Raw genomic sequence first — 25,321 nt, 5'->3', positions numbered from 1 at the left:
TATGTGGGGGCGGCCGCCCCGCGCGCGCCGTGCGGGGGGGGGGGGGGGGGGGGGGGCCCCGGGGCCCCCGCCCCCTCCTCGCTAACTCGGGAAGCACTCGAACGTCGGCGCGCTGGTGAGCGAACCGGAGACGTTGAGTCCGAACTCGACGGAGCCGCCGACGGGGATCTCCTTGTTCCAGTCGACCGGAGCGGCCATCTCCATGGCGCCCATCGTGGAATGCGTGGCGTTCCAGATGTTGCCGAGCGTCACGCCGTCCGGCCACTGCCAGTGGAGCATCCAGTCGTGGATGGCCTGCGTGCCGGTGTTGGTCACCCTGACCGTCACCGTGGCGCCCGATCCCCAGCTGTCGATCGTCGCCGTCGCGGCGCAGGCGATCCCGGCGGGGCCGCCCGTGGTGGGCTCCTCGGTGGGATCGTCGCTGGTCGGGTCGTCGGTCGGTTCGGAGGTCGGGTCGGTCGGCGGGTCGGTGGGCATCCCCTCACCGAACCACACGTCCGAGCAGGAGTAGAAGGACTGGTCGAAGTGGCTGGCCTGCCAGATCATGTACACGATGTGGTGGCCGGTGCGCCCGGGCGCGGAGACGTCGATGTCGACGAGGGTGCCGCCGCCGGACGGGGGCGTGCGGCCCTCGCCCGGGAGGATCCTCGGCGTCTCCTCGACGAGTTCGAGGTCGGCCCAGTCGAGTGCGTCCGTCTGGGCGTCGTACCCCTGTTTCGTGACGTAGATGCGGTAGTAGTCGGCGCCGTGGTTCGCCTGGTCCCAGTTGGTGAACGTGAAGTTCGCGTTCACCTGGGTGGTCTTCCAGGCGCCGGGGTCGTCGAGGGGCGCATACCGGGTGCCGCCCGTCCGTCCGCCCGAGCACAGCTGGTTGTCGGGGATGGCCGCCTGGTGGTCGCCGCCGACCTGTTCGCGGTAGAGGCCGTTCCAGTTCCACATGGCGTTGGGGTCGTTCTGCCATGCGGCCCAGCACATGGGGTCCTCTTGGGCCATGGCCGGGTTCTGGAAGTCGGATCCCCAGCGCTCCCAGCAGCCGTAGTGGCGCGAGGACGGGCCGATGGCGGTGCCGTGGCTGGAGGCGGGCTGGATGAAGACGACCGCGGCGGCCCCGGCCGCGACGAGCGCGGTGATGAGGACGATGAGGCTGCGGAGGCCGCGCCGCCGCCGCGTCGCGCCGGGTGGGTCGGCGCGGTGGCCGAATCTCTTGAGGTACATCATGAAAGCGCTCCCAAAATGATAGGAACATTGAGAACCTTCAATGTATCTTGCGGCGCTCGCGCCTGTAAAGCCTGAAGCGGCAGGATTTACCGGCGTTTGCCCAGGATGACGGACCGGGTCGACTCCTCGGCGTCCTCATTGCACACGAACACGAGCTCGTCACCCGATTCCAGGGTGTCGTCCGGGCTCGGCGCGATGACGCGGCGGCCGCGGATGATCGCCACGAGCGCCACGTCGTGCGGCAGCGACACCTCGGCCACGCGACTGCCCACGTGCGGCGCGTCCGGCGGCAGCGTGATCTCGACGAGGTTCGCCTGCGACTGGCGGAAACTCAACAGCCGCACCAGGTCGCCGACGCTCACGGCCTCCTCCACGAGCGCGGCCAGCAGCCGCGGCTTGGAGACCGAGACGTCCACGCCCCACTCCTCGTTGAACAGCCACTCGTTCTCGGCCCGGTTCACGCGGGCGACCACGCGCGGCACCGCGAACTCGGTCTTCGACAGCAGGCTCACCACGAGGTTCACCTTGTCGTCACCCGTAGCGGCCACGGCCACGTCGCAGCCCTCCAAATGGGCCTGCCGCAGGTTCTCCAGCTCGCACGCGTCCGCGAGCAGCCACTCCGCCTCCGGGACCCGCTCGGGCCGCATCGAATCGGGGTCGCGCTCGATGAGGAGCACCTGGTGGCCGTTGCCCACCAGCTCCGCGGCGATCGACCGGCCCACGTTCCCGGCCCCGGCGATGGCGACCCTCATACCGCACCTCCCTGCGGGGCGGCGCCCGCGATCTCACGGATCTTCCCCTCGTCACCATCGGCGACCAGCATGTACACCTGATCGCCGTCCTGCAGCACCGTCGAAGGGGTCGGCAGCGTCGCACGCCCGAAGCGGGTGACGTACGCGACCCGGTGGCCGGTGGCCTGCTCCAGACGGGTCAACGCGGTGCCGTACCAGGCCTCGTCGCACAGGATCTCCACCATCGACAGCGTCGCCGTCGGGTCGCGCCACAGCGGCTCCTGGTCCTCCGGCAGCAGGTGGCGCAGCAGCCGGTCGGCCGTCCACCGCACCGTCGCCACGGTCGGAATGCCAAGGCGCTCATAGACGCTCGCGCGCTGCGGGTCGTAGATGCGGGCGATCACGTTGGGGACGCCGTAGTTCTCGCGGGCGACCCTCGCGGCGATGATGTTCGAGTTGTCGCCCGAGGAGACCGAGACGAACGCGTCGGCCCGGTTGATGCCCGCCTTGGCCAGGACCTCCCGGTCGAAGCCCACGCCGCGCACCGTGGTCTCGTCGAAATCGGGCCCGAGGCGGCGGAAGGCCTTCGGGTTCTGGTCGATGATCCCGATCGTGTGCCCGCGCTCCACCAGGCTCCGCGCCAGGGACGAACCCACGCGGCCGCAGCCCATGATCACCACATGCACCCGGCTCCACCCCTCGTTCAGTCGCTGATCCCGTGACCATACCGCGCTGGCGACCGCGCCCGGCCGGGACGCTTCGAGTCCGGTGGACGCTCGGAAGAACCGCCCGCGCGGGCATGGAAGACAACCGTCCAAAGCGTCTAGTAAGCGACCAACCAGACAACTCCGAAGGAGCCCCATGCGTCACGACTCCCTTCCCCGCCTCTCCCGGCGCGCCCTCATCGGCGGCATCGCCGTCGGCGCCGTCGTCGCGGCCTCCCCTGCCGCGCCCGCATCCGCGAAGCAGCCCAAGGCGTGCAAACCCGCCAAACTCGCCCCGGGTGACCTCGTCGTCGTCCCCGCCCCCGGCGGCCCCACCACGGCCGCGGCCGTCGCGCGCGGCATCGCGATCCTCGAAAGCTGGGGCCTGCGCGTCGAGCTCACCCCGCATGCCCTCGACACGTACGGCTGGCTCTCCGCCCCGGACGAGGACCGCCTCGCCGACCTCCAGTACGCGCTCGACCATGAGGAGGCCAAGGCCGTCATGACCGCCCGCGGCGGCTACGGCACCACCCGCATCATCGACGAAGTGGACTTCGACGGCCTCGAACGGCACCCGAAGCTCATCGTCGGCTACTCCGACATCACCGCGCTGCACCTCGCGGCGCGCCACCACACCGGCCTCTCCAGCCTGCACTCCCCGATGGTCGCCTGGTCCTCCAACAACACCGACGCCACCGCCGAGTCCTTGCGGACGGCCCTCATGACCGCCGACCCGGTCGTCCTCACCCGCGATCCGCGCGAACCGACGGCCGCGGTCGAGGTCCCCGGCACCGCCTCGGGGCCGCTCTACGGCGGCAACCTCTCCCTGCTCGACGCCGAACCCGACGACAACCACCTGCCGGACTCCGAAGGCGCGATCCTCTTCATCGAGGACACCGACGAAGCCCGCTACCGGATCGACGGGATGCTCACCCGCTTCATCCGCGCCGGGCACCTCGACGGCCTCGCCGGGATCGCCGTCGGCCAGTTCACGCCCGACGAGCACGACGAGTACAAGCCCGGCGAGTGGACGATGAACGAGGTCCTCATGGACCGCCTCGGCGGACTCGGCATTCCCGTCCTCGGCGGGCTCAAGGTCGGCCACGGGCTCGACCCGCGCGTGATGCCGCTCGGCACCGAGGCCGTCCTCGACACCGACGCCGGCACGCTCACCATCGAAGCGGCGGTCGAGGACTGACGCCGAACCACGGCGGCCGGGGCCCGACACACGGGTCCCGGTCCATGGCGGCCGTCGGTCCTGCGAACCCGCCCCGGCGGGTAAGGTCGAAGGTTGTGACCCGGTCCTTGTCCGTCTTCAAACGGCTGCTCGTAGGCGAGCCGTTCGCCTCCGGGCAGCGCCCGCCCTCGCTGGCGCTGTCCAAGCGCTACGCCATCCCGCTGCTCGCGGTCAACCCCATCTCCTCGCTCGCGTACGCCCCCGAGCAGGTCTTCCTCGTCCTCGGCACGGCCGGGACGGCCGCCTACGCGTACTCGGTGTGGACCGGTCTCGCCGTCGCCGCCGTCATGCTCACCGTGATCGCCTCCTACCGGTACACGGTGCAGGCGTATCCGGGCGGCGGCGGGGACTACCGGGTCGTCGCCGCGAACTTCGGGCCCGGCGCGGGCCGCCTCGCCGCCGCCGCGCTCGTCCTCGACTACATCCTCACGGTGGCCGTCTCGGCCTCCGCGTCCGTCGCCGCCCTCGACGTGCTCGTGCCCGGCCTGGGACCCTGGCGCGAATGGGTCGCCGTAGCGGCGATCGCGGTCCTGGCCGCGTTCAACCTGCGCGGCCTGCGCGTCTCCGGCCGGTTCGCCGCCGCCGTCACGGTCGCGTTCGTCACGGGCGTGGCCGCGCTGCTCATCGTCGGGTTCATCCGCATCGGCGCGGGGGAGGAGCTCACCGCCGCCACGGCCGAGGCCGCCACCGCCGAAGACCGCGAATTGACCTCCGCGGCCCTGTTCATCCTGTGCGCCAGGGCCTTCGCGGCCGGATCGGTGGCCGTCACCGGCATCGAGACGTTCACGACCCGCGTCCGCTTCTTCCGGCCCCCGCGCGGGCGCAACGCCGCCGCCGCGATCACCTCCGTCGGCGGGACCACGGTCGCCCTCTTCGCCGGCCTCGTGATCCTCGCCTACCTCGTCGGCGCCCAGTCCGCCACCGAACCCGGCACCGTCGGCAACCTCGAGCGCACCCTGCTCGCGCAGCTCGCGGACACCGTCTTCGACGCCTCGCCCGCCGCCGTCACCCCGATCATGCTCGCCACCGCCGGCGTCCTCCTCCTCGCCGCGAACACCGCGTTCGTGGGCTTCCCGCAGCTCGCCTCGGTCTTCGCCGAGGACTCGCTGCTGCCCCGCCAGCTCCACAAGCGCGGCGACCGGCTCGTCTACTCCAACGGGATCCTCATCCTCGCCGTCGCCGCCGCGATCCTCGTCGTCCTCTTCGACGGCCGCACCTACGGGCTCATCGGCCTGTACATCGTCGGCGCGTTCCTCTCGATGGTCCTCGCGAACGCCGCGATGGTCCGCCACTGGCGGCGCGTCCTCGACGTCGAACGCGACGCCGCCCGCCGCTCGCGGGCCCGCCGCGCCCTCGCCACCGCGCTGCTGGCCGTCCTGGCCTGCGGCATCGTCCTGGTGATCGTGGCGCTCACCGACTACCGGCGCGGCGGCTGGATCGCCGTGCTCATCATCGGCGGCTGCTACCTGCTCATGCGGTTCATCGCGCAGCACTACACGGCCGTGCGCGACGAGATCGAGCTGCCGCAGGGCAAACCCCGCCTGCCCGCCCGCAACCACGCGATCGTGCTCGTCTCCAGCGTCAACCTGCCGCTCATGCGGATGCTCTCCTACGCCAAGGCCACCCGCCCGGACACGATCACCGGCCTCTCCGTGAACGTCGACGCCGCCGCCTCCCGGCAGCTCCTCGCCGAATGGGAGCGGCGCGGCATCAAGGTGCCGCTCACCGTCGTCGACTCCCCCTACCGCGAGATCACCGGCCCGATCGTCGACTACGTGAAGGCCCAGCGCCGCGACGCCCCACGGGATGTCGTCACCGTCTACCTGCCCGAATACGTGGTCGGCCAGGGCCCGCAGCCCGGGCGGCTCTCACGCGGCTACTTCAACTGGTCCACGACCCTGCTCCACAACCAGACCACGAAGGCCATCCGCCGCCAGCTCAAATACGAGCCGGGCGTCATGATCTGCATCGTGCCGTGGATCCTCGGCGAGAGCACCGAGCCGCCGCCCCTGCGCCGCGTCCGCAAATAGCGCGCAGCCCTAAATGCAGCCCGGCCGCAAGCGACCTGACCTGACCGAGGGTGATCGAGTCGCCGAAGTTCTTCCGCAAGATGGAGCGGAAACTGAAGCGAGCGCAGCGGTGACTCTCCCGCAAAGTGAAGGGCTCGGCGAACCGGGCGAAAGCCCGGGTCAAGGTCGCGAAGGTCCATGAGGTCATCAAGAACCGGCGGGAGCGGGGCGCTGACCGGACCGAAAGGGCTCGAAGGCCTTTCAGTCCGGGAATGGCGTTGCGGGTGCGGGGTGGTCCATGACCGGGACCGCAACGCGGAGGTCAACATCAGGCGTGAAGAGACCCGGCTCGTTCCGCGAGCCGCTAGCCGGGAACCGCCTCCCTTCGGAGAGGCGAGGAAGCCGACTGTACCCTGACGTGCGGCCCGCCGAGCCCGGCGCCGAGAGCAGACCGTGAGGATGAAGACGATGATCGTCACCGTAGAAGACGTCGCCGCCGGAGGCCACTGCGTGGCCCGAGTCGACGGCGAGGTCTACTTCGTCCGGCACGCCCTGCCCGGCGAGACCGTCCGCATCGAAGTCAACGAGCGCAAGAAGAAATTCGCGTTCGCCGACGCCGTCGAGGTCATCGAGGCCTCGCCCGACCGCGTCGAACCCCCCTGCCCCTACGCCGGGCCCGGCAAATGCGGCGGCTGCGACTTCCAGCACGCCAAACCCGAAGCGCAACGGCGGCTCAAGGCGAAGGTCCTGTTCGACCAGCTCACCCGCATCGGCGGCGTCGACCCCGCCAGGCTCGAAGGCGTCGAAGTCGAGGAGCTGCCCTGGGACGAGGGCGCGCTCGGCTGGCGCACCCGCATGCAGTACGCGGTGGACGCGGACGGGAAGCCCGGCCTGCGGGTGCACAAGTCCCACGACCTCGTGCACATCGACGAGTGCGCCATCGCCACCGAACGCATCCGCGAAGCCGACATCCTCACCAAGACCTGGGACGGCATGGGCGCCGTCGGCGTCGTCGACTCGAACGACGAGGAACTCGCCGTCTACACCCAGCTGCGCCGCACCGCCCGCCCGCACCACAAGAGCGGCCCCAAACTCGTGCACCAGCAGGTGGGCGACAACGAGTTCGAGATCGCCTTCGACGGCTTCTGGCAGGTCCACCCGGCCGCAGCGCCCGCCTTCCTCGCGTGCGCCCTCGAATTCCTGAACCCGCAGGAAGGCGAATCCGCCTGGGACCTGTACGCCGGCGCCGGGCTCTTCGCCGCCGGGCTCGCCGAGGCCGTCGGCGACACCGGCCGCGTAGTGGCCGTCGAGAACGCGGCCTCCTCCCGCACCGCCCCGAACCTCAGCGCCTGGAAGAACGCCGGGGCCATCGAGGACGACGTCGCCTCGATCACGCCCAACCTCGGCTCCGTCGACCTCGTCGTCCTCGACCCGCCGCGCAGCGGCGCGGGCCCCGAGGTCGTCGTCGCCCTGGGCGAGGCCCGCCCGCGCGCGATCTGCTACATCGCCTGCGACGCCGGCGCGCTGGCCCGGGACGCGAAGGACCTCGCGATCGAAGGGTACGAGCTCACCCGGATCCGCGCTTTCGACGCGTTCCCGATGACCCAGCACTTCGAGACGATCGCCCTCTTCGAGCTCGTCGACTACTGACCGGGGCCTCGTCACCGCGCGCGTTGCGATAACTTGATTGCCGCACCTGACCGCACTCCTCGGAGCCGATCGATGACCAACCCTCCCTACGCAACGGGGCCCGCGAGCGAGCCGAATCCGCACCAGCGGAACGGACCCGCCTCACCGTCCTTCCAGTACCGGCCGCACGACCCGTACGGGACCTTCGCTCCCGGGCAGCCGACCGGCCCGGTGCTCCCGCCCGCGCCCACGTTCGCGCAGCGGTGGGGCCTCCTGCCGATGGAGGACCGTCCGAAGCAGGTCACGTGGATGCTCCAGCTCCTGTGGATCTACCTGGCCGCCGCCGTGCTGCTCACGCTGCTGTCGCTGGCGTTCTCGGCCATGCTCGCCTCGTTCCTCGGCTCCGGCGTGGGGCTCGTGCTCAACCTCGTGTTCGGTCTGCTCGTCGCCGCGGTCACCCTGGTGCTCATCTGGGCGATCGCCCGGGAGAACCTGGGCCGCTTCGGCTTCCAGGATCCGAAGCTCGTCTTCTACATCGGACTCGGGTTCCTCGGGCTGGTCTCCCTGTGCGGCTTCATCGGCGCGCTCAGGGTGCCGTTCGCGCTCGTGCAGCTCCTCGCCGTCCTCGGCGTGCTCGGCCTGGTCTTCACCAAGCCCGTCGCCGCATGGCTCCGCGAACGGCCCGGCAACCAGTCCAAGAAGGTCCCCGAGCAGCGCTCGGCCGCCGACGACCACCCGTTCCCCGGCTACCAGCCGCCGCCTCCCCAGTGGAGGGACGCCGCGCCGCAGCCGCCCGCAGTCGGCCCCGCGGCGGGAGGGTTCAATCCGCCTGCACCGCCGGCGAACCAGCCGCCCCCCGGCCCTGCAGGCCCGACGGCCCCCCAAGGCTGGCCGCAGCCGCCGCGGTAGCGAACCGCCTCAGTCGCAGCCGCAACCGCAGCAATCGCCGTCGCAGGGGCAGCAGTCGCAGCAGTCGCAGTCGCGGCAGCAGCCCTCGCGGCGCTTCCGCGACCACGGCCCTTCGTACTCCTCGCGGCAGCACATCTGGCACGTGCAGCACAGCACGGTGAACGCGCACAGCCCCGCGAAGAAGTTCCGCGGTTCAGGGCGGTGATAGCCGTAGTCGTAGCGGCTCCGCCGCTCGTGCCGTCGCTCCCGGCGGTAGTCGCGCCGCTCCCGGTAGCCGCGGCGCTCCGCGGTCTGGTGCGTCGAGCACGTCGACCCGAAGGTCTTCGTGAACGCATGGCGCGCATAGCGGTCCAGCAGCAGCTCGGTCAGCGTCGCGTCGACGATCACGGCCGAGTCCAAGGCGCGCTTCATGTCCGCCAGCGCGACCTTCGCCAGCGCCCGAGCGTCCTCGATGCCCGAGCCGGTGGCGGCCAGCGGGTTCCACGCGCCGCGCTCGGCGTCGTCCTCGAAGTCTTCCGCCGCGTCGAGCAGGTGCGCCAGGCGACCGAACGCCGCGCCCGCGGTCCGGAACGCCCCGGCGTTCTCCGGGCGGCCGCCGATGATCGCGGCGTGCGCGAAGAGCTCGGCCGTGGCCGCCTCCGTCGGGGCGGTGACCGCGGTGAGCGGCGTGCCCGGTCCGCAGTCGGCCTCGATCCCGCGCTGCCCCTCGATCAAGGCGACGAGCGCGGCGGTGTCGAGGTCGATGGAGTTCCCGATAACGGTCGCCTTGGCGCGCAGGCGGTCTGCGGTCAACCCTGCGATGCCCCGTGCTCCGGGTTTCGCTGCGAGGCCGTCGCCGTCCTCCACGTGGTCGCGGATCTTCGCCGAGGCGAGCAGCAGCGAGGCGGTCGCGGCGAGGCGTGGGCCGCCGCCTGTGGCGATGCGCTGGCGGCGCATGCCGCGCAGGGCGCAGGGGCCGGCGTTGCGGCTGTCGGCCTCGTCGCCCTGCTGGGCTTCCACGAGCACGGAGAGGGCCAGGGCGTCGTAGTTGGTGGCGAGCCGGGCGAACTGGCCCGCGTCGTCGCGCAGTTCCAGGCACAGACCGCAGAAATGTCCCATCCAGCGGGGTTTGAGGTCGTCGGGGGTGCGGGAGGGGCAGGGCGCGAGCATGCCGAACAAGTGGTCTCCTAGCGCTCGACGGCGGCCGCAACGAGCGTCGCGGCTCGCCGTTGGGGGCGTTCTCCGCAGATGGTAGCGGTGGGGCGCAACGCGGTGGCTACGGTGGGACCGGGCCGGACGCCCGTGGGACGCAACGCGACCGCCGTGCGCGGGCGGCCGGCGGTCGCGTGCGGGAGGCGTTCAGGGCGGTTGGGCGCTCAGCGAGGGGGGCGGCCCGCGAAGCGCTCTCATATATTAGCACATACGCATGAATTCTGAGGTGTTTCGCGAACCGTGCGACCGCCCCCCACGCGGCCCGTCCGGTTCAGCGGGCGAAGGCGAGGGTGCCGAAACCCAGTGCGTCGTAGCCACCGGAACCGCCGCCGTAGTCGCCGCCCCCGCCTTCGGGGCCGTTCTGGGCGATCATGTCCGCCACGTTCGGCATCTCCCTTCCCTGCCGTCCCGCGTAGTGGTGGTAGATCGACTCCCACACCGGCCTGACCTGTCCGCGCTGCGTTTCGGAGATCACCGTCTGCTCCCGCGGGGCGCAGGTCTGGCCGTGGCCCCACTGGTAGGTCGTGAACGGGACGTCTCTGCCGAGGTTGTAGCGCGCCACGTATTCGGCGCACTTGGCGACCTTGCCGTCGTCGTAGCCGTACAGGTCCACCCCCTGGTTCCAGGCCATCTCGCAGATCGCACCCAGCAGGCCGGTGGCCATGAGCGAGTGCGCCTGGTCGCGCCCGCTCTCCTGCTGCTGCGCGAGGCCTCCGTCGTGGACGAACGGGATGGCGTTGTCGAGTGAGCCGTTGCCTTCGCCGTTGTACATGTAATCCACGGCCCGATCGAACAGGCTCTGGTCTTCGTTGAACACGCCGATCGCCATCACCGAGGCGAGGTTGCACAGATCCCAGTTCGACCAGTAATTGGTGACGCAGGCGTCGTTGTGGTTGGTGAGGAAGTGGTCGTTGAGCGGGTAGAACACGTCGGCCAGCATGTCCTGGAACCGTCCGAGCTCGAAGCCGTCGACGTCGCGGACGAGTTCGGCGGCGTTGGCCGCCTGGTAGCCGTAGATCCCGGCGGCCAGGAACCGGTCGGCGTTGCCGTTGATCTCGGTCAGGGTCGCCGACCAGGCGTTGAGGATCTCGACCGCTTTGTCGCGGTGGGCTTCGTCGCCGCTGATCCTCCAGCGCAGGGCGTTCTGGTAGGCGGCGTGGACGTCGGTGAAGAGGACCCCGACGTTCGACCCGTCGCCGCCGCGGATGACGACCGCCGTGGGCCGGGCCCCCCAGTCGGCATGGGAGCGGCCGTTGGCGGTCAAGCGGTTCCAGCCCTCGATCCAGGGCGACTCGCCCGCGGACACCTTCTCGGCCATGCGGTCGAAGTCATCCTGAGTGTGGAGGAGTCCCGGGTGTCCGCCCTTGCCGGGCAGGGCCCCGTCCTTCGTGCTGTTCGCCGCGCCGCGCTCGCCGTCGGGTTCGGGACTGGGGCTGGCGGACGGCTCGGCGGTGGGCGACGCGGACTCCTCTGCCGTTGGGGGAGTGGCGGGTTCGTCGTCACTTCGGGTGAGCCAGTATCCGGCGGCGCTCGCCGCGGCGAGGCCTCCGGTGGCGGCGGCGCCCACGATGATGCGGCGTCGTTTCACGTTGTTCGCGCGGTGCTTCGACATGGTGCTCCTGGCGGTGGGGCAGCGCGCGTGCCGGGGAGTGCCGCTGCCGGGAGGGTGGTCGTCGCGGAAGCCGCAATGCTTCCGCCACAATTCTCACACATCACCGAGAATGCTCGAAATCGAACAGGGCGTGGCACGGACAGGCGCCGGCCCGATCAGATTCGGGTCGGTGTCGGTCGTCGGGCGGCTCGTCCCAGGTGAGGCGCACGTGGGAGAGCGTGCCGAACCCGAGGGTGTCGAACCCGCCGGAGATCGGGCCGTAGTCGCCGCCGCCTTCGGGGCTGTCGGCGCCGGCGAGGGCGCTGAACGTTCGGCGGTGCGAAGCCCTGGCGTGAGGGAGGGTGGGGTATCCCGTTGGGGCGTAACGCGAAAGCAGGTTGCTCGTGAGGTGGGTTGCACGCTCAGCGAGCCGGCCTGAAACGTCAGCTTCCGCTCGCTTCCACCATGCGCTTGATATTGGTGACGCTGCGATGCATCCCGGTCGAGAGTTGGTCCTCCAGCGAGTCGTCGACCGGGAAGTCCGCGCTGACGGTGAGCTTGGTGGTGCTCGGTCCCAGGGACTCGAAGACGGCACGAGCGGGGATCTGCATCGAACCGTCCGTGATCAAGACGCCGAACGCCCGGTCGCGCTCGAACTCGACGACTTCCATGGTTCCTTCGACGGGCGTGCCGAACCGGCTGTTCCGTCTCTGGATGACCATGCCGACATCGAGGGGTTCGTCCGAGTCCAGCCACAGCTCGATGTTCGGATCCCAACGCGGATGGTTCTGGACATGATCGTCCGCGTAGAAGGTGAAGACCGTGCTGACCGGCCGTTCAACGACCTCGGACACTTCGATGCTGACGGTCATCTTCCCTCGCATTCCTGAATGCCCGGCAGGCGTATCCGGGCAATGGTCGATGAGAACATTGTGCGGGCACCGGCGGCTGAGTGCCTGGCGAACGCGGGGAACCGCCTGCACCGGGTCCGCGATGTCACCTTCGGCGAGGACCGCCTCCAGATCCGCACCGGCACAGGGCCGCGCATCATGGCCACGCTGCGGAACCTCGTCATCAGCCTGCTCCGCCTCCCAGGCGAAACCAACATCCCCGCGATGGGACCGGGCCATTGCCCGGTCCCATCGCACGCGTGGCTCAAGCGATCCGCTTCAGGTTCCAGCGCTGCTGGACCCCGCCGTTGTCGGCCCACTGGATCGCGAGGCCGCCGTTCGCCTCGCCGTTGCCGTTGTCGAGTGCCTTGCCCGAGTGCTGGCACACGAGCTTGACGGCCTCGCCGCCGACGTCGGTGATCCGCCACCGCTGCGCGGCGCCCCCGTTGTCGGTCCACTGGACCACCTTGCCGCGGTCGGCGGTGAGCGAGAAATTGTCGAGTGCCTTGCCCGAGTGGAGGTTCACGAGCTTCCAGTACCCGCTCCCGACATCCGTGATCCGCCAGCGCTGCTGGACCCCGCCGTTGTCGGCCCATTGCATCGCTTGGGCCCCTTCGGTGGTGACCGAGCCGTTGTCGAGGCACTTCCCGGAGCGCTCGGACATGAGCGAGTACACGCCGCCGGAGACGACCGCCGGGGTGGGCCTGGTGTGTGCGAGCGTCCCGAAGCCCAGGGTGTCGAACCCGCCCGAGGTGGTGCCGTAGTCCCCGCCGCCGCCCTCGGCGCGCACCAGGGCGGCCATGCGGGCGACGTTGGGCATCCGCAGTCCGCGCCTGACGCTGTAGTGGTTGTAGACCATCTCCCACACCGGGCGCAGCTGGCCGCGCCCGTCAGTGCCCATGGCGGTGTGCTCGCGGTAGGCGCAGTTCTGGCCGGTGCCCCACGTGTACTTGGTGAACGGCAGGTCGTCGTACCCGAGGTTGTAGCGCGCCACGTACTCGGCGGCCTTGCCGAACGCGAGGTCGCGGGCGGAGTACAGGTCGATGCCCTGGTTCCAGGCCATCTCCATGAAGCTCGACATGAGGCCGATGCCCATGATCGAGTGCCCCTGGTCGCGGCCGGACTCCTGCCATTGGGCGAGGAATCGGCTGTGGACGAACGGGATGGCGTTCTCGATCGAGCCGTTGCCCTCGCCGTTCCAGAAGTAGTCGACGGCCGCGTCGATGATGCCCGAGTCGTCGCAGATGATGCCGATGGCGAGCTTGCTCGCCATGTTGCACAGGTCCCAGTTCGCCCAGTAGTTCGTGACGCAGGCGTCGTTGTGGTTGGTGAGGAAGTGGTCGTTCATCGGCAGGAAGACGCTGGTCATCATGTCCTGGAACGCGCCGAGGTCGAACCCGGGAGCGCCGCGCACGAGATCGGCGGCGCAGCAGAACTGGTAGCCGTAGATCCCGCTCGCGAGGAACCGGTCGGCGTTGCCGGTGACCTCCTGCAGCGTGCCCGACCAGGCGTTGAGGATCTCGACGGCCTTGTCACGGTAGGCGGTGTTGCCCGAGACCTTCCAGCGCAGGGCGCACTGGTAGGCGGCGTGGACGTCGTTGTAGAGCTGCGGGTAGTTCTGCCCGTCGCCGCCGCGGATGATGGTCGCGGTCGGCCTCGCGACCCAAGTGGACTGGGCGTGCCCGTTCGCGATGAGCCTCTCCCAGCCGCTGCGCCACGGCTCCTGGTAGGTGCTGACCCTCGCGTACATGCGGTCGATGTCGGCCTGGGTGTGCAGCATCCCGGGGTGGACGGCTTGGACGCCGATCTCGCCGGTCTGCGCGTTCGCCGCGGGGCTCGCGGCACCGAAGGCGGCGAGGCCGCCTGCGGCCGCCGCGCCCTGGAAGAGTCGGCGGCGGGGGAGTGCGGGGGCGGTCGATGTCGGGTGGTGGGTGAACTCGTTGTCGTGCGACATGGTGCTCCGTTGCGCCATGCGGTGTGCGATGCCGGGGAATGCCACCGCTACCTGTGGCGGCCGGTTCGGGAACCGGGTGCCATACGCCATATTAAACGAAATATCAACGAATATCAATAATAACGAACAGGGTCGGGGGGGGGCCGGGGGCCCCGGGCCGCCCCGGGGCCGCCCCCAGGGGGGGGGGCGGCCCGCCGCGCCCCAACAACAAAAAACAAAAACCCCCCGGGGGGGGGGGGGGGCCCGCCCCCCCCCCCCCCCCCCCGGGACCGCCACCTGTGGGGGGAACGGCCCGACGCGCACGGGCGAGGGCAGCGCTAGAGGTCGGCTGAGTCCTCGTTCCTGCCGCGGGGCGACGAGCCCCGGCACCGCCCGCGCTCCGCGCGGTCTTCGGGGGTGGTTCGCGGGTGCCGGAACCGCGGCGCGGTCCCGGCACCGTCGACTAAGCGACCAGGTCCGAGAACTCGTTGTCCTTCAGCCAAGCGGCCACGCCGCCCTCGACGTCGCCGCCGTTGTCGGTGAAGACCGTGTTCTCCAGGTTCGCGAGCTGCTCGTCGCTCAGCCTGAACGTCTCGAGCGCGGCGGCCACGTCGGGGAACTCCTCGGTGAAGCCCGTGCGCCCCAGCGTGTTGATGGTCTCCACGTCGCCCAGCGTGCCCTCGGGGTCTTCGAGGTTCTTCAGCTCGTACTTGGCGTAGGCCCAGTGCGGCTGCCACAGGGTGACCACGATCGGCTCCTGAGCCGCGATGGCTGAGTCCAGTTCGGCGAGCATGGTCGCGGTGGACGAAGTCTGGAGCTCCAGGCCGTCGAGGCCGTAGGTCGGGATGGTGTTGTTCAGGACCGCCTCGGTCAGGCCCGCGCTGGGCTCGATGCCGACGATCTTGCCGCCGAACAGGTCGGCCTGAGCGTTCAGCTCCGCCAGCGAGTTCACGTCGACGTAGGCGGGGACCGCCATGGTCAGGGCCGCGTTCTCGTTCCACGTGCCGATCTGCTCGATCCGGTCCCCGTATTCGTCCATGTAGGACTTGTGGGTGACCGGCAGCCAGCCGTCGAGGAAGAGGTCGACATCGCCCGTTGCCAGGGCCTCGAACAGGAGTCCGGCCTCGGCGATCTCCTGCACGTTCACGGTGTATCCGGCGCCGGTGAGCGCCTGGCGCCACAGCTCGGTGGCCACCACGCCCTCGTCCCAGCCGGGGATGACGGCCATGTTGACGGTGCCGGAGCCCTTGGCCAGGCCGCCGTCGACCTCGGCGGCGCCGTCGGAGCCGCCTTCCTCTTCTACCGAGCAGGCCGCGAGAGCCGAGACCGCGCCGATACCGAGAGCGCTCTTCATCATGAGACGACGTTGCATGCTGTCCTACTTTCCAGTGATGGGGGTGCGGGGTCGTACCTTGCTTTTCGGTGCGTTCACGACGTCATCGGGCGAACGCGGCGGCCTTGGCCACCGGGGTGCGATCGGCCAGGCCCTGCATGACCCGGTCGAGGAAGATCGCCAGGATCACGACGGCCAGTCCGGCGTTGAACCCCTTGGCCATCTCGACGCGGCCCAGCGCGGAGACGATGACCGATCCGAGGCCGCCGCCGCCGACCATCCCGGCGATGACCACCATCGACAGGGCCAGCATGATGACCTGGTTGAGCCCGGCCATCACGGTCGGCAGCGCCAGCGGCAGCTTGATCCGGGCGAGGATCGCGGCCGGCGAGGCGCCGAACGCCTGCCCCGCCTCGACGACCTCGCGGTCGACCTGCCGCAGGCCCAGCTCGGTGAGCCGGACGCCGGGCGGCATGCAGAACACGATGGTCGCGATGATGCCCGGGACCACGCCGATCCCGTAGAACATGACCACCGGCAGCAGGTAGACGAAGCCCGGCAGGGTCTGCATGAAGTCGAGCACCGGCCGCATGGCCGTCGAGACCGCCCGGTTCTCCGAGGCCAGGATGCCCAGCGGAATGGCGAGGACGGTGGCGAAGAACGCCGCGACCAGGACCATCGACAGGGTCTGCATGGTCTCGTCCCAGTACGGCGTCCACGCGGCGATGAACATCCCGACGCCGACCGTCGCGGCCAGCTTCCAGCCCTTGGTGGCGAAGGCGATCCCCGCGAAGATCAGGACCATCAGTCCCGAGGGCAGGAACAGCAGCGCCTCGGTCAGGCCGGTGTAGAGCGATTCGAGGAAGGTCTCGGTGCCGTCGAAGAACACCGACCAGGCGTCCCGCACCCAGCGTACGAACGATTCCATCCAGTCGCCGAACGGCATGTCGGGCAAGGGCTTCCAGATATAGGTCCAGAACCAGTTGCGGAGGTATTCGATCATGCGGGCTGACGCTCCCCTTCGATGTCGCCGGCGAGGTCGGGCGACAGCGACTTGATGATGGACCTGGGCGTGACGACCCCGAGCGGATCCGAGTTGTCGTCCACGACCAGCAAGGGAGCCTTGGAGCTCAAGACCGACTCATAGAGCTCGTTCACGGGCACGTCCGATTCGACCTTGGGGAACGCGCTGGTGTCCCGGGTCCCGCACGGTTCCATGACGGCCTCGGCGGTGAGCACGCGCGAGCGGTCGACGTCGGCGGTGAATTCGGCGACGTACTCGTCGGCCGGGTGCATGAGGAGGTCCTCGGCGGTGCCCAGCTGCTTCACCTCGCCGTCGCAGATGGCGATCCGGTCGCCGATCCGCATGGCCTCGTTGAGGTCGTGGGTGATGAACACGATGGTCTTGCCGAGCTTCGACTGCAGGTCGAGCAACTGGTCCTGCATCTCCTGGCGGATGAGCGGGTCCAGGGCGCTGAAGGCCTCGTCCATGAGCAGGATCTCGGTGTCGGCTGCGAGGGCCCGGGCCAGGCCGACCCGCTGCTTCATGCCGCCCGAGAGCTGGGCGGGGAGCTTGTCCTCGTGGCCGGAGAGGCCGACGAGCTCGACGACCTCCCTGGCGCGCTCCAGTCGCTCGGTCTTGCTCAGGCCCTTGATCTCCAGGCCGAACGCGACGTTCTCGACGACGGTGCGGTGGGGCAGCAGCGCGAAGTGCTGGAAGACCATGCTGATCTTCTCGCGGCGGAGGCGGCGCAGCTCGCGGTTGGAGAGCGAGCCGAGCTCGACGCCGCCGATGCGGATCGTGCCGGACGTGGGCTTGATGAGTCCGTTGAGCATCCGGATCAGCGTCGACTTGCCGGAGCCGGAGAGGCCCATGACGACGAAGATCTCGCCGGGCTCGATCGACCAGTTGTGATCGATCACCGCAGCCGTGACGCTCTTGGTGGTCAACTGGTCGCGCGGGGTGCCGCTCTTCAGCTGGGCGACGGCGCTTCGGGCGCCTTTGCCGAAGACCTTGTACAGGGAATCAACTGCTATCGCTGACATCTCGTCCTTTCGCAGCAGGGGGTTCCGGTTGGGGGCGGGAACCGGTGAAACACTAGTCAACGCCTGTGTTTTTTCAACCCGAGCAGTGCGTGAGAAGATCAACACGAAACGTACGAGAGCAGCGTTTTAGCAGCTCATCGCCTCGATCAAGGATGTCAAACGAAGGCTGGTTCGATTGTCTACAATCCGATGTTCTGAAGAATTGACGCTTCGCGGAGACCAAGCTGAGGCCTATTCGTGACGCTTCGCCGCCGCATCATCGAATAGCGCCCGGCGGGGCCTCAGAGGCGGGCCGTCTTCGCCCGCGCCGTCATGACCGCCAGGTCCGTCTCGCTCAGCCCCAGCGCCCGCGCCTTCTCGTACTCGCCCGCGATGGTCGTGCCCATCCGCATCGGCGAGTCCGTGCCGAGCACCACCGCCATCCCGGCCTCCAGGAACCGCGGCAGCGGGTGGTCCTCGAGCTTCGCCACCATCCCCAGCACCACCGCCGAGGTCAGGCACACCTCCACGGTCACACCGCGATCGGCCAGCAGCCGCATGATCCCCGGGTCGCTCGCCGCGCCGACGGCGTGCCCGATCCTCCCGATCTGCTCGATCTCCGCCAGCGACGCCAGGTTCGAGGCGTTGAACGCCCCTGCCGGCACGGTCACCCCCAGGCCGGCCGCGCCCGCCGCCTCGGCCACGATCCGGCCCCTCGTCCAGTCCGCCTCGGCCGCATAGGGAACGTAGATGATCTCGATGCCCGCCAGGCCCGCCGCCGCCGCGTCGGCGAACGCGTCGCACAGCTCCCGCAGCATCGGGTCCCACAGGTTCATGCTCAGCACGGCGCCCGCGTCGAAGCCCGGGTACGCCTCTGACACGCGTGCGCACGCCGCCGCGAACCGCTCCATGAACTGCGGGTACACCACCGATTCCTGCGGCAGCCGCAGCTCGGTGTAGACCGCGCCGCCGCGCGCGGCCGCGACGAGCGCGTCTTCGAGGATGCCCTCGTAGACCTCCGGGGCCACCGCGTCGAGGTCGAACCGCGGCACGGCCGACATGCGCTGGAGCCGCGCCAGTCCGGGAGGGGCCGCGGCCTGCACGCTCTCGCGCCGGTCGGCCCAGTCCACCGGGGAGGAGCTCAACACCTGATCGAGGCGCGCGGGCCATTCCGTGTTCTGGTGCAGGTCGATGAGGTCCATGTTGGGATGATCACATTTCGATCACGAAGCGGCCCGGCTTTCGCCCGGCGTGTCCCTTTCGGGGACTGACCGCTATCCGACAGTCGGGTCTGCGGACGGCGCCCGCGACCCGGAAATCCTCGCAGCCGTCCCTCTTGCGGATGAACTTCCGGTGCGCGCGAGCGGAGATCGAACACCGTCCGGTCTCGTCACCGCCGCCCGCGCGGACCGTGACCGCCGCTTCCCAAGGCCGGCCGCGCAGATCACGGTCCCCGCGGGCCCATGAGGCACATCCCAGCCGCACTCGCGCAGCTACCGCGCGCACCGTGCCACCGATAGACTTCGGCCTTATGAGTTCGCATTCGCTGCCCGAGATGGGCCCGCTGCTGTCCGGCATCGGCAGGCTGGCCGATTTCAAGTCGCTGGACGAGGACGAGCTCCCCGCGCTCGCCGAGGAGATCCGCGAATTCCTCGTCGACGCGGTCGCCAGGACCGGCGGCCACATCGGCCCCAATCTCGGCGTCGTCGAGCTGACCATGGCGATCCACCGGGTCTTCGACTCCCCGCACGACCAGATCGTGTTCGACACCGGCCACCAGTCGTATGTCCACAAGGCACTGACCGGCCGCGCCGGGGAGTTCGGCGGACTGCGCGGGCGCGGGGGCCTCACCGGCTACCCCAGCCGGGCCGAGTCCCCGCACGACCTCGTCGAGAACTCGCACGCGTCCACCTCCCTGTCCTACGCCGACGGCCTCGCGAAGGCCCACGCGCTCAGCGGAGCGGACCGGCACGTCGTGGCCCTGGTCGGCGACGGCGCGCTCACCGGCGGCATGTGCTGGGAGGCGCTCAACAACATCGCCGACCGCGACGACCTGAAGCTCGTGATCGTCGTCAACGACAACGGCCGCTCATACGCGCCCACCGTCGGCGGCCTCGCCAAGCGCCTCTCGGGCCTGCGCCTCAACCCCGGCTACGAGCCCGCGCTCAAGCGGATCCAGGAGATCGTCGAACGCATCCCCGTGTTCGGTCGCGCCGCCTACCAGGGCCTCCACGCCGCCAAGACCGGCCTCAAGGACGCCCTCGCCCCGCAGGGCATGTTCTCGGACCTCGGCATCAAGTACGTCGGCCCCGTCGACGGCCACGACATCGCCGAGCTCACCGAGGCCCTCGACCGCGCCAAGCGCTTCGGCGGGCCCGTGATCGTCCACGCCCTCACCCGGAAGGGCCACGGCTGGGCGCCCGCCCGCGCCGACGAGGCCGAGCAGATGCACGCGCCTTCGGCCGCGTTCGACCCGATCACGGGCGAACCGCTCAATGCCTCGAAGCGCCGCTGGACCGGCGTGTTCGCCGACGAGCTGGTGGCGCAGGCGAACCTCCGCCCCGAGGTCGTGGCGATCACCGCCGCGATGCCCGGGCCGACAGGCGTCGACAAGCTCATGAAGCGCCACCCCGAGCGGGTCTTCGACGTCGGCATCGCCGAGCAGCACGCGGTCACTTCCGCTGCGGGCCTGGCGATGAACGGCATGCACCCGGTCGTGGCGGTCTACTCCACGTTCATGAACCGCGCGTTCGACCAGACGGTGCTCGACGTCGCCATGCACAAGCTGCCGGTGACGTTCGTGCTCGACCGCGCCGGGATCACCGGCCCGGACGGGCCGAGCCACTACGGCATCTGGGACACCTCGATCTTCCGCGTCGTGCCCGGCCTGCGCATCGCCGCGCCGCGCGACGCGGCCTCACTGCGCGAGGAGCTCGCCGAGGCGCTCTCGGTCGACGACGGTCCGACGATGCTGCGCTTCCCGACCGGCGCGATCCCCGACCACGACATAGCGGCGGTCGAAGTCCACGAAGGACTCGACCTGCTCGTCAAGCACGAGGACGACGAGCTCCTGATCGTCGCCTGCGGCTCGTTCGCCGCGACTGCGGTCGCGGTCGCCGAGCTCCTGGTGGAGCAGGGCATCCGCGCCACCGTCGTCGACCCGCGCTGGATCTCGCCGGTCCCGGACGCGCTCGTGAAGCTCGCGGGCCAGTACCCGCTGGTGGCGACGCTTGAGGACGGCATCCGCACAGGCGGTTTCGGCGACGCGCTCGCGCAGTCCCTGCGCGACTCGGGCGACGAGACCCCGCTCGTGGACTTCGCCGTCGAACGCGGCTGGCACCCGCACGGCACCCGCGCGCAGCTCCTCGCCGACCTCGGCCTGACGCCGGAGGCGATCGCCGACCGCCTCGCCGCCGAAGTCCACCGCCGCGGCGAAGCCGAAGCGCACCACCACTAGCGGTCGCCGGAGATTCGTTCGGCGCAGCGCTCCTCGTCGATCTCGGAGAGGAACAGGGGGAGCACTTCGAGCGTCGCCGTGTCGACCACGACTTCGGCGACGTCGTCCGCGGTGAAGACCGGATCGTCCTCGTAGCGCCGGATGTAGTCGCGGTGCTCGAGCGTCTCGCCGCCACGGGTACCGCAGCCTTCGGTGTAGATGTAGGAGACGTCGAGGACTTCGCCTGAGGCGTCGAGCGCCTGGACTTCGACACTCCACTGCAGACCCAGCTCTCCCGCGGCGATCGAATCCATCGCCTGCGCGGCCAGGTCCGCATACTCCCGCTCGCCGAAGACCTCCGGGGTGATTGCAAAGGCTTCCATCATCATCTGCACGATCTGCTCGTCGGCGGCGTGGTTCTCCACGCGGTACTCGTAGACGGCCACGGCCGACTCGGGATCGTCGCCACCGGCCGCCCGGAATCCCGTGATCTCCACGGTCACAAGCTCATCGGCGGGTTCCAGGGTGGCGGCGTCCGACACGCAGAAAGCTGCGAGTACCGTCGCCGCGACCATCGCGAGTCCTCGGAGTCCTGGCTGCATCCGTCGCCCTTCCATCGCAGTCTCGACACAGCGGCGGGGGGGGGGGGGGGGGGGGGCCCCCCCCCCCCCGCCGCGCGCGGACGCCCCGGCGGCTGCGCCTGCGGGGGGCGTGCGCCACCGCCCCCCCCTCCCCCCAACCCCCCCCGGGGGGGGGGGGGGGCCCGGGCCCCCCCCCCCACGCCCGGTGCTCTCCGTAAGACGCCTGGACTGAGGCATCCGGTTGCGCCGCTAACGCATCGCCTTCAGCCCTTCCCTGATGCGGCGCAGGTCCCGGCGGCGCCGTTCGAAGGTGGCGCCCACACTGATGAGGATCGCGCCGCCGATCGCGGGCGGGACCCACACCGGGATGTGGCCCCGCAGGAGCAGCAGTTCGTTGACCGTGATGACCGCCAAGGCGATCGAGCCGAGCACGAGCGGCGCCTGCCAGCGGCGCGTGAGACCGGCGATGATCACCGCGATCGCGGCGGCCCCGACGCCGACGCGCCGGATCTCGTTCCCGCCCTCGAGCGCCAGTATCAGACTCGGGGCGATGCCCACGAGGATCGGCAGCGCGAGCGTCGACCACGACCCGACGTCCGGCCGCTTCTCCAGCCGCCACAGTCCGATGAGGAACACGACCGCGGCGGGCGGCGCGGTGAAGAACTCAAGGGTGTGCACCTCGAGCGCGTCGAGCATCGACCACCAGCCGAGCGTGCCGGTGCACAGCGCCGCGATCACATAGCCCCACTTCCGGACCGGCGCCATGATCGCCGCCCCGGCGAGCGCGAGCGCGTAGACCCCGAACTGGGCGGCCGGGATCAGGTCGGCGCCGTCGTCGTACGTCCAGTCGAAGACGTTGACGAGTCCGCTGATCACGGCGGTGGTTCCGGCGAGCACGTGGGCGAGGACCGCGGCGAGCACCCGGTCGGGGCGGCTGCGACGCGGAGCGCCCACGGCGACCACGAGCATGGTGGCGGCGGTGACGGTGAGCCACAGCGGGATCCAGCCTTCGCCCGGGTAGAGCGTGTCGCTGTTCGCGGCGGCGGCCCCGGCGAGCGGGGCCCACACGGTGAGCGCGACCCAGCCGGAGCAGCGGCCGGTGAGCGTCCCGGAGAACAGCGCCGAGGCGAGGCCCATCGCGGCGCAGACGATGAGGCCGATCGTGGGCAGCGCGTCGAAGCGGGCCTGATCCTGGTCCCACAGGAGGATCGCCGAGGATGCGATCGCGAACGAGACGGCGAGGGCCGCCCCGTTGAACCGGAACCGCTGCGGCAGCAGCAGCATCGAGGCGACGGCGAAGCCCAGCAGGACCAGCGGCACTTCGGCGTCGTACAGCGGCCAGCCGAAATCGTGTCCCCAGAACAGGTACCCGAGGCCGGAGAGGGCGATCAGGGCGGCCACGGCTGCCGTGCCGGTGCCGAGCAGATAGGAGGCGGTGCGGAAGGCGCCGCCGAGCGGTTCCGCGAGGACCGGGGCGAGCAGCCGCGCGGCGAGGAACGCCCCGAAGTACGCGGTCAGGTCCGGTGCGTTGAACGTGACGGCGGCGAACGCGGCCAGTCCGCAGAGCCCGGCGAGCACGGCCGTGTTGAACGCCCATGCCCTCCGATGGGCCTTGCCGGCCACGAGCGGGGTGAACACGGCGGCGAGCAGCGCGAGCGACGGGATGACGAGTTCGGGCGAGTCGGAGCGGCCCGCGAGGACCCACGCGCACAGCACGAGCGACCCGGCGGCGGAACCGGCGATGAGCATCGTGGTGAGCGAGACGCCGAGGCGGTGGGCGAGGTGGACGCCGATGAGGTTGGCGGCGGCCAGGACCGCGACGGCGGCGGCGATCGCCGGGACGACGGGGTCGGCGACGCCGAAGGCCGCGCGCAGGCCCGCCGAGCAGGCCGCGACGACGGCGGCGCAGGTGAGGAGCCGCCCGGCCCACAGGTCCGAGTCGGTGTAGTGGCTGGCGTTCTTACCGGTGACCCAGGCCGCGGCGCCGAGCGTCGCGGCGATGGCGAGCATGAGCGCGATCGCGGTGCCGATGCTCCCGGCGGCGGCGTACGACGCGCCGACGAGGGCCAGCGGCAGCATGGCCCAACTGGTCGCGGTGAGCTTCGCGAACGCCCGGTAGGCGGCGAGGACGACGAGGACGCCGGCGGTCCACGCGCCCACCGTCTCCGGCCCGAAGTCGGCGCCCGGCGGCCGGTACAGGTAGTACCCGGCGAGCGTGGTGCACCAGAGCGCCAGCGCGGCGAGGGCCGCGAAGGTCTCGGCGGTGGCCCAGAGGCGGAACCGCTTGAACGCGAACGGAACCGCGAGGAGCAGGAGGGTGACGCCGCCGAGGACGCCGGCCCGGCCGCCGTTGCCCATGTTGCGCCAGGCGACGGCGGTGAAGATGATGAGCGCGGCGGCGACGAGGAGCCCGCCGAGGCTGAGAAGCACGGTCTGGACGGTCTTGGTGCCGACCTCGCCGCGTTCGGCCGGCGGCGGGTACGCGCCGCCGGGCGGGGTCAGCCCGGCCTGCGGGTACGGCCGGATCCCTCCGGCGGGGGGCACGGGCGGCGCGCCGCCGGGCGGAGTGTGCGGCGCGGCCTGCGGGGCGGTGACCGGGCCAGCCGGGGTCAGCTGGTACTGCGGCGAGGGCTGGGGCGACGATTCTGCGGTGGCGGCCCGGCGCTCCGCCTCGGCGAGGTAGCGGGCGGCCACCTTCGTGAGGTCCCCGAGCACGCCGCGCCGTTCGGCTTCGACGGCCGCGCGGCTCTGCAGGGTCGTGGGCATCGCCGCGAGCACGGCGTCGAGTTCGCCGAGTCGTTCGAGCAGCGGTTCGCGTCCGCGCCCGCACGCCGGGCACCGCTCGGCCGTCGAGGGACTGCCGCAGCGGGGGCAGTTGTACGTGTTCATGTGCACAGTGTGCTGGTCCTGTCAACCTGTGATTCGGGCAAAACGGACGCGCTTTGTAGACCTGCCACAACGGGCACTGCGTGCGGGCCCGCATCCGGCTCCCATTCTTTCAGGATTCCTCTAAACGGATCGCCACCGCGGGTCTGATTGAATCGACGTTCGACTTGAAGGGCGGCGACATGAAGATCGCAGTACTGGGGACCGGATCGGTCGGGCGAGCGCTGGCCGGGCGGTTCGCCGAGCTCGGCCATGAGGTCGCGGTCGGCACGCGCGACCCGGCGGCGACGCTCGCTCGCGGCGACTACGCGGCCTGGGCGGCGGAGCGGCCGGGCATCGCCCTCGCGGCCTTCGCCGATGCGGCGGCGGGCGCCGAAGTGGTCGTCAACGCGAGTTCCGGCGCGCATTCGCTGGCCGTGCTCGCGTCGGTCGGTGAGGCGAATCTCGCCGGGAAGGTCCTCCTCGACGTCGCCAACGAGATGACCCCGTCCGACGGCCTGCCGCTGGTCGGCGCGAACGAGACCGCCTCGCTCGGCGAGCGGATCCAGCGGGCCTTCCCCTCCGCACGCGTCGTCAAGACCCTCAACACGATGAACTTCGAGGTCATGGCGAATCCGGCGCTCGTGGCAGGCGGCGACCACACGGTGTTCGTCTCCGGTGAGGACGCCGAGGCCAAGCGGGTCGCGACCGCGCTCTTGGAGCAGCTGGGGCACACCGACGTGCTCGATCTGGGCGGCATCGAGTCCGCGCGGGGTGCGGAGACCGCGCTCGCGTTCTGGCTGCGGGTGCGGATGGCCCTGGGCCACAACCGCTTCAACTTCAAGATCGCCCGTTGACATCCTCTCCGCCTTGAAGGGGCGGAGATTCCCGGCTTGCGGTTCGTCGTTGACGTTCCGTCCACGGGTGGGTTCGTCGCTCGAACGCGGGACTGCGAGCAGGCGATCGCCCGGATGCACCTCCGCCCTGAAGGACGGAGGTGCATCCGGGAAACCGATAGCGGTCGGGCTCCGCGTCGCCC

The 25,321-nt window shown here is 70.5% G+C and carries 20 protein-coding genes; 7 read left to right on the top strand and 13 right to left on the bottom strand.

The annotated features are described in order from the left end of the window. Window positions 1-81: 81 nt before the first annotated feature. The 3 genes from JHY01_RS06765 to JHY01_RS06755 form a co-directional block, all read right to left on the bottom strand. Window positions 82-1,218 carry a lytic polysaccharide monooxygenase gene (locus JHY01_RS06765; RefSeq protein WP_205324847.1) on the bottom strand — a complete coding sequence of 379 codons (1,137 nt, stop codon included), beginning with the start codon at window positions 1,216-1,218 and terminating at the stop codon, window positions 82-84. Window positions 1,219-1,304: 86 nt separating this feature from the next. After that, complete coding sequence (locus tag JHY01_RS06760) at window positions 1,305-1,970, bottom strand: TrkA family potassium uptake protein (RefSeq protein WP_205324846.1); 666 nt, start codon at window positions 1,968-1,970, stop codon at window positions 1,305-1,307. Further along, window positions 1,967-2,635 carry a TrkA family potassium uptake protein gene (locus tag JHY01_RS06755; RefSeq protein ID WP_205324845.1) on the bottom strand — a complete coding sequence of 223 codons (669 nt, stop codon included), beginning with the start codon at window positions 2,633-2,635 and terminating at the stop codon, window positions 1,967-1,969. The genes JHY01_RS06760 and JHY01_RS06755 overlap by 4 nt, the downstream gene beginning before the upstream one ends. A 175-nt stretch (window positions 2,636-2,810) precedes the next feature. Here JHY01_RS06755 and JHY01_RS06750 point away from each other — a divergent pair, with 175 nt between their 5' ends. From JHY01_RS06750 to JHY01_RS06730, 5 genes are all read left to right on the top strand, one after another. Then, a complete protein-coding gene (locus JHY01_RS06750; RefSeq protein ID WP_205324844.1) occupies window positions 2,811-3,851 on the top strand; it encodes an LD-carboxypeptidase in 1,041 nt (346 codons plus the stop codon). A 107-nt stretch (window positions 3,852-3,958) separates the two neighbouring features. Continuing rightward, window positions 3,959-5,920 (top strand): APC family permease, encoded by a 1,962-nt coding sequence (locus JHY01_RS06745; protein ID WP_205324843.1) that lies wholly within the window; start codon window positions 3,959-3,961, stop codon window positions 5,918-5,920. 177 nt (window positions 5,921-6,097) lie between these two features. Continuing rightward, window positions 6,098-6,316, top strand: a complete 219-nt coding sequence (locus JHY01_RS28040; RefSeq protein ID WP_205324842.1) for a zinc ribbon domain-containing protein — start codon at window positions 6,098-6,100, stop codon at window positions 6,314-6,316. Between the two features lie 51 nt (window positions 6,317-6,367). Then, window positions 6,368-7,549, top strand: a complete 1,182-nt coding sequence (locus tag JHY01_RS06735; RefSeq protein WP_205324841.1) for a class I SAM-dependent RNA methyltransferase — start codon at window positions 6,368-6,370, stop codon at window positions 7,547-7,549. 72 nt (window positions 7,550-7,621) lie between these two features. After that, window positions 7,622-8,437 carry a hypothetical protein gene (locus tag JHY01_RS06730; RefSeq protein ID WP_205324840.1) on the top strand — a complete coding sequence of 272 codons (816 nt, stop codon included), beginning with the start codon at window positions 7,622-7,624 and terminating at the stop codon, window positions 8,435-8,437. Between the two features lie 9 nt (window positions 8,438-8,446). Here JHY01_RS06730 and JHY01_RS06725 read toward each other — a convergent pair whose 3' ends face one another. From JHY01_RS06725 to JHY01_RS06690, 8 genes are all read right to left on the bottom strand, one after another. Next, the gene (locus JHY01_RS06725) at window positions 8,447-9,586 is read right to left on the bottom strand and encodes a DUF5685 family protein (protein ID WP_240192493.1); all 1,140 of its coding nucleotides are present in this window, start codon (window positions 9,584-9,586) and stop codon (window positions 8,447-8,449) included. Between the two features lie 313 nt (window positions 9,587-9,899). After that, the gene (locus JHY01_RS06720; protein ID WP_205324838.1) at window positions 9,900-11,240 is read right to left on the bottom strand and encodes an alginate lyase family protein; all 1,341 of its coding nucleotides are present in this window, start codon (window positions 11,238-11,240) and stop codon (window positions 9,900-9,902) included. Between the two features lie 422 nt (window positions 11,241-11,662). Continuing rightward, on the bottom strand, window positions 11,663-12,349 hold the full coding sequence (locus JHY01_RS06715; RefSeq protein WP_205324837.1) for an SRPBCC family protein: 687 nt from the start codon (window positions 12,347-12,349) through the stop codon (window positions 11,663-11,665). Between the two features lie 25 nt (window positions 12,350-12,374). After that, window positions 12,375-14,063 carry an RICIN domain-containing protein gene (locus tag JHY01_RS06710; RefSeq protein ID WP_205324836.1) on the bottom strand — a complete coding sequence of 563 codons (1,689 nt, stop codon included), beginning with the start codon at window positions 14,061-14,063 and terminating at the stop codon, window positions 12,375-12,377. Between the two features lie 442 nt (window positions 14,064-14,505). Continuing rightward, entirely contained in the window at window positions 14,506-15,414 is a 909-nt protein-coding gene (locus JHY01_RS06705; protein WP_205324835.1) for a glycine betaine ABC transporter substrate-binding protein, read from the bottom strand. A gap of 64 nt (window positions 15,415-15,478) precedes the next feature. Next, window positions 15,479-16,378, bottom strand: a complete 900-nt coding sequence (locus tag JHY01_RS06700) for a proline/glycine betaine ABC transporter permease (protein WP_205324834.1) — start codon at window positions 16,376-16,378, stop codon at window positions 15,479-15,481. Then, window positions 16,375-17,421, bottom strand: coding sequence for a glycine betaine/L-proline ABC transporter ATP-binding protein (locus JHY01_RS06695; protein WP_205324833.1), 1,047 nt, complete (start codon window positions 17,419-17,421; stop codon window positions 16,375-16,377). Before JHY01_RS06695 ends, JHY01_RS06700 begins: the two co-directional genes overlap by 4 nt. Window positions 17,422-17,702: 281 nt before the next feature. Further along, on the bottom strand, window positions 17,703-18,602 hold the full coding sequence (locus tag JHY01_RS06690; protein WP_205324832.1) for a hypothetical protein: 900 nt from the start codon (window positions 18,600-18,602) through the stop codon (window positions 17,703-17,705). A gap of 329 nt (window positions 18,603-18,931) precedes the next feature. Between JHY01_RS06690 and dxs the strand changes: the two genes are divergently transcribed. Next, window positions 18,932-20,857, top strand: a complete 1,926-nt coding sequence (gene dxs / locus JHY01_RS06685; protein WP_240192463.1) for a 1-deoxy-D-xylulose-5-phosphate synthase — start codon at window positions 18,932-18,934, stop codon at window positions 20,855-20,857. On the opposite strand, the gene JHY01_RS06680 is transcribed toward dxs, so the two are convergent. Beyond that, complete coding sequence (locus JHY01_RS06680) at window positions 20,854-21,438, bottom strand: hypothetical protein (protein ID WP_205324831.1); 585 nt, start codon at window positions 21,436-21,438, stop codon at window positions 20,854-20,856. The two genes, dxs and JHY01_RS06680, sit on opposite strands and share 4 nt — an antisense overlap. A gap of 228 nt (window positions 21,439-21,666) precedes the next feature. Further along, window positions 21,667-24,306: an SCO7613 C-terminal domain-containing membrane protein gene (locus JHY01_RS06675; RefSeq protein ID WP_205324830.1), complete on the bottom strand. Its 2,640-nt coding sequence runs from the start codon at window positions 24,304-24,306 to the stop codon at window positions 21,667-21,669. A 179-nt stretch (window positions 24,307-24,485) separates the two neighbouring features. Between JHY01_RS06675 and JHY01_RS06670 the strand changes: the two genes are divergently transcribed. Next, a complete protein-coding gene (locus tag JHY01_RS06670; protein ID WP_205324829.1) occupies window positions 24,486-25,139 on the top strand; it encodes an NADPH-dependent F420 reductase in 654 nt (217 codons plus the stop codon). The last annotated feature ends 182 nt before the right edge of the window (window positions 25,140-25,321 follow it).

The organism is Glycomyces sp. YM15 (assembly GCF_016918015.1).
Taxonomy (GTDB): Bacteria; Actinomycetota; Actinomycetes; order Mycobacteriales; family Micromonosporaceae; genus Glycomyces.
Note: the sequence above shows the minus strand (reverse complement) of the source record. Positions and strands in the feature narration are given on the sequence as shown.

Bases quoted from the DNA above. Each gene is read 5' to 3' on its own strand.
- JHY01_RS06710 (WP_205324836.1), bottom strand. From the start codon at position 14,063: ATGTCGCACGACAACGAGTTCACCCACCACCCGACATCGACCGCCCCC.
- dxs (WP_240192463.1), top strand. From the start codon at position 18,932: ATGAGTTCGCATTCGCTGCCCGAGATGGGCCCGCTGCTGTCCGGCATC.
- JHY01_RS06700 (WP_205324834.1), bottom strand. From the start codon at position 16,378: ATGATCGAATACCTCCGCAACTGGTTCTGGACCTATATCTGGAAGCCC.
- JHY01_RS06680 (WP_205324831.1), bottom strand. From the start codon at position 21,438: ATGCAGCCAGGACTCCGAGGACTCGCGATGGTCGCGGCGACGGTACTC.
- JHY01_RS06715 (WP_205324837.1), bottom strand. From the start codon at position 12,349: ATGGCCCGGTCCCATCGCGGGGATGTTGGTTTCGCCTGGGAGGCGGAG.
- JHY01_RS06695 (WP_205324833.1), bottom strand. From the start codon at position 17,421: ATGTCAGCGATAGCAGTTGATTCCCTGTACAAGGTCTTCGGCAAAGGC.
- JHY01_RS06705 (WP_205324835.1), bottom strand. From the start codon at position 15,414: ATGCAACGTCGTCTCATGATGAAGAGCGCTCTCGGTATCGGCGCGGTC.
- JHY01_RS06690 (WP_205324832.1), bottom strand. From the start codon at position 18,602: ATGGACCTCATCGACCTGCACCAGAACACGGAATGGCCCGCGCGCCTC.
- JHY01_RS06760 (WP_205324846.1), bottom strand. From the start codon at position 1,970: ATGAGGGTCGCCATCGCCGGGGCCGGGAACGTGGGCCGGTCGATCGCC.
- JHY01_RS06720 (WP_205324838.1), bottom strand. From the start codon at position 11,240: ATGTCGAAGCACCGCGCGAACAACGTGAAACGACGCCGCATCATCGTG.
- JHY01_RS06735 (WP_205324841.1), top strand. From the start codon at position 6,368: ATGATCGTCACCGTAGAAGACGTCGCCGCCGGAGGCCACTGCGTGGCC.
- JHY01_RS06750 (WP_205324844.1), top strand. From the start codon at position 2,811: ATGCGTCACGACTCCCTTCCCCGCCTCTCCCGGCGCGCCCTCATCGGC.
- JHY01_RS06730 (WP_205324840.1), top strand. From the start codon at position 7,622: ATGACCAACCCTCCCTACGCAACGGGGCCCGCGAGCGAGCCGAATCCG.
- JHY01_RS06765 (WP_205324847.1), bottom strand. From the start codon at position 1,218: ATGATGTACCTCAAGAGATTCGGCCACCGCGCCGACCCACCCGGCGCG.
- JHY01_RS06670 (WP_205324829.1), top strand. From the start codon at position 24,486: ATGAAGATCGCAGTACTGGGGACCGGATCGGTCGGGCGAGCGCTGGCC.
- JHY01_RS06725 (WP_240192493.1), bottom strand. From the start codon at position 9,586: ATGCTCGCGCCCTGCCCCTCCCGCACCCCCGACGACCTCAAACCCCGC.
- JHY01_RS28040 (WP_205324842.1), top strand. From the start codon at position 6,098: ATGAGGTCATCAAGAACCGGCGGGAGCGGGGCGCTGACCGGACCGAAA.
- JHY01_RS06675 (WP_205324830.1), bottom strand. From the start codon at position 24,306: ATGAACACGTACAACTGCCCCCGCTGCGGCAGTCCCTCGACGGCCGAG.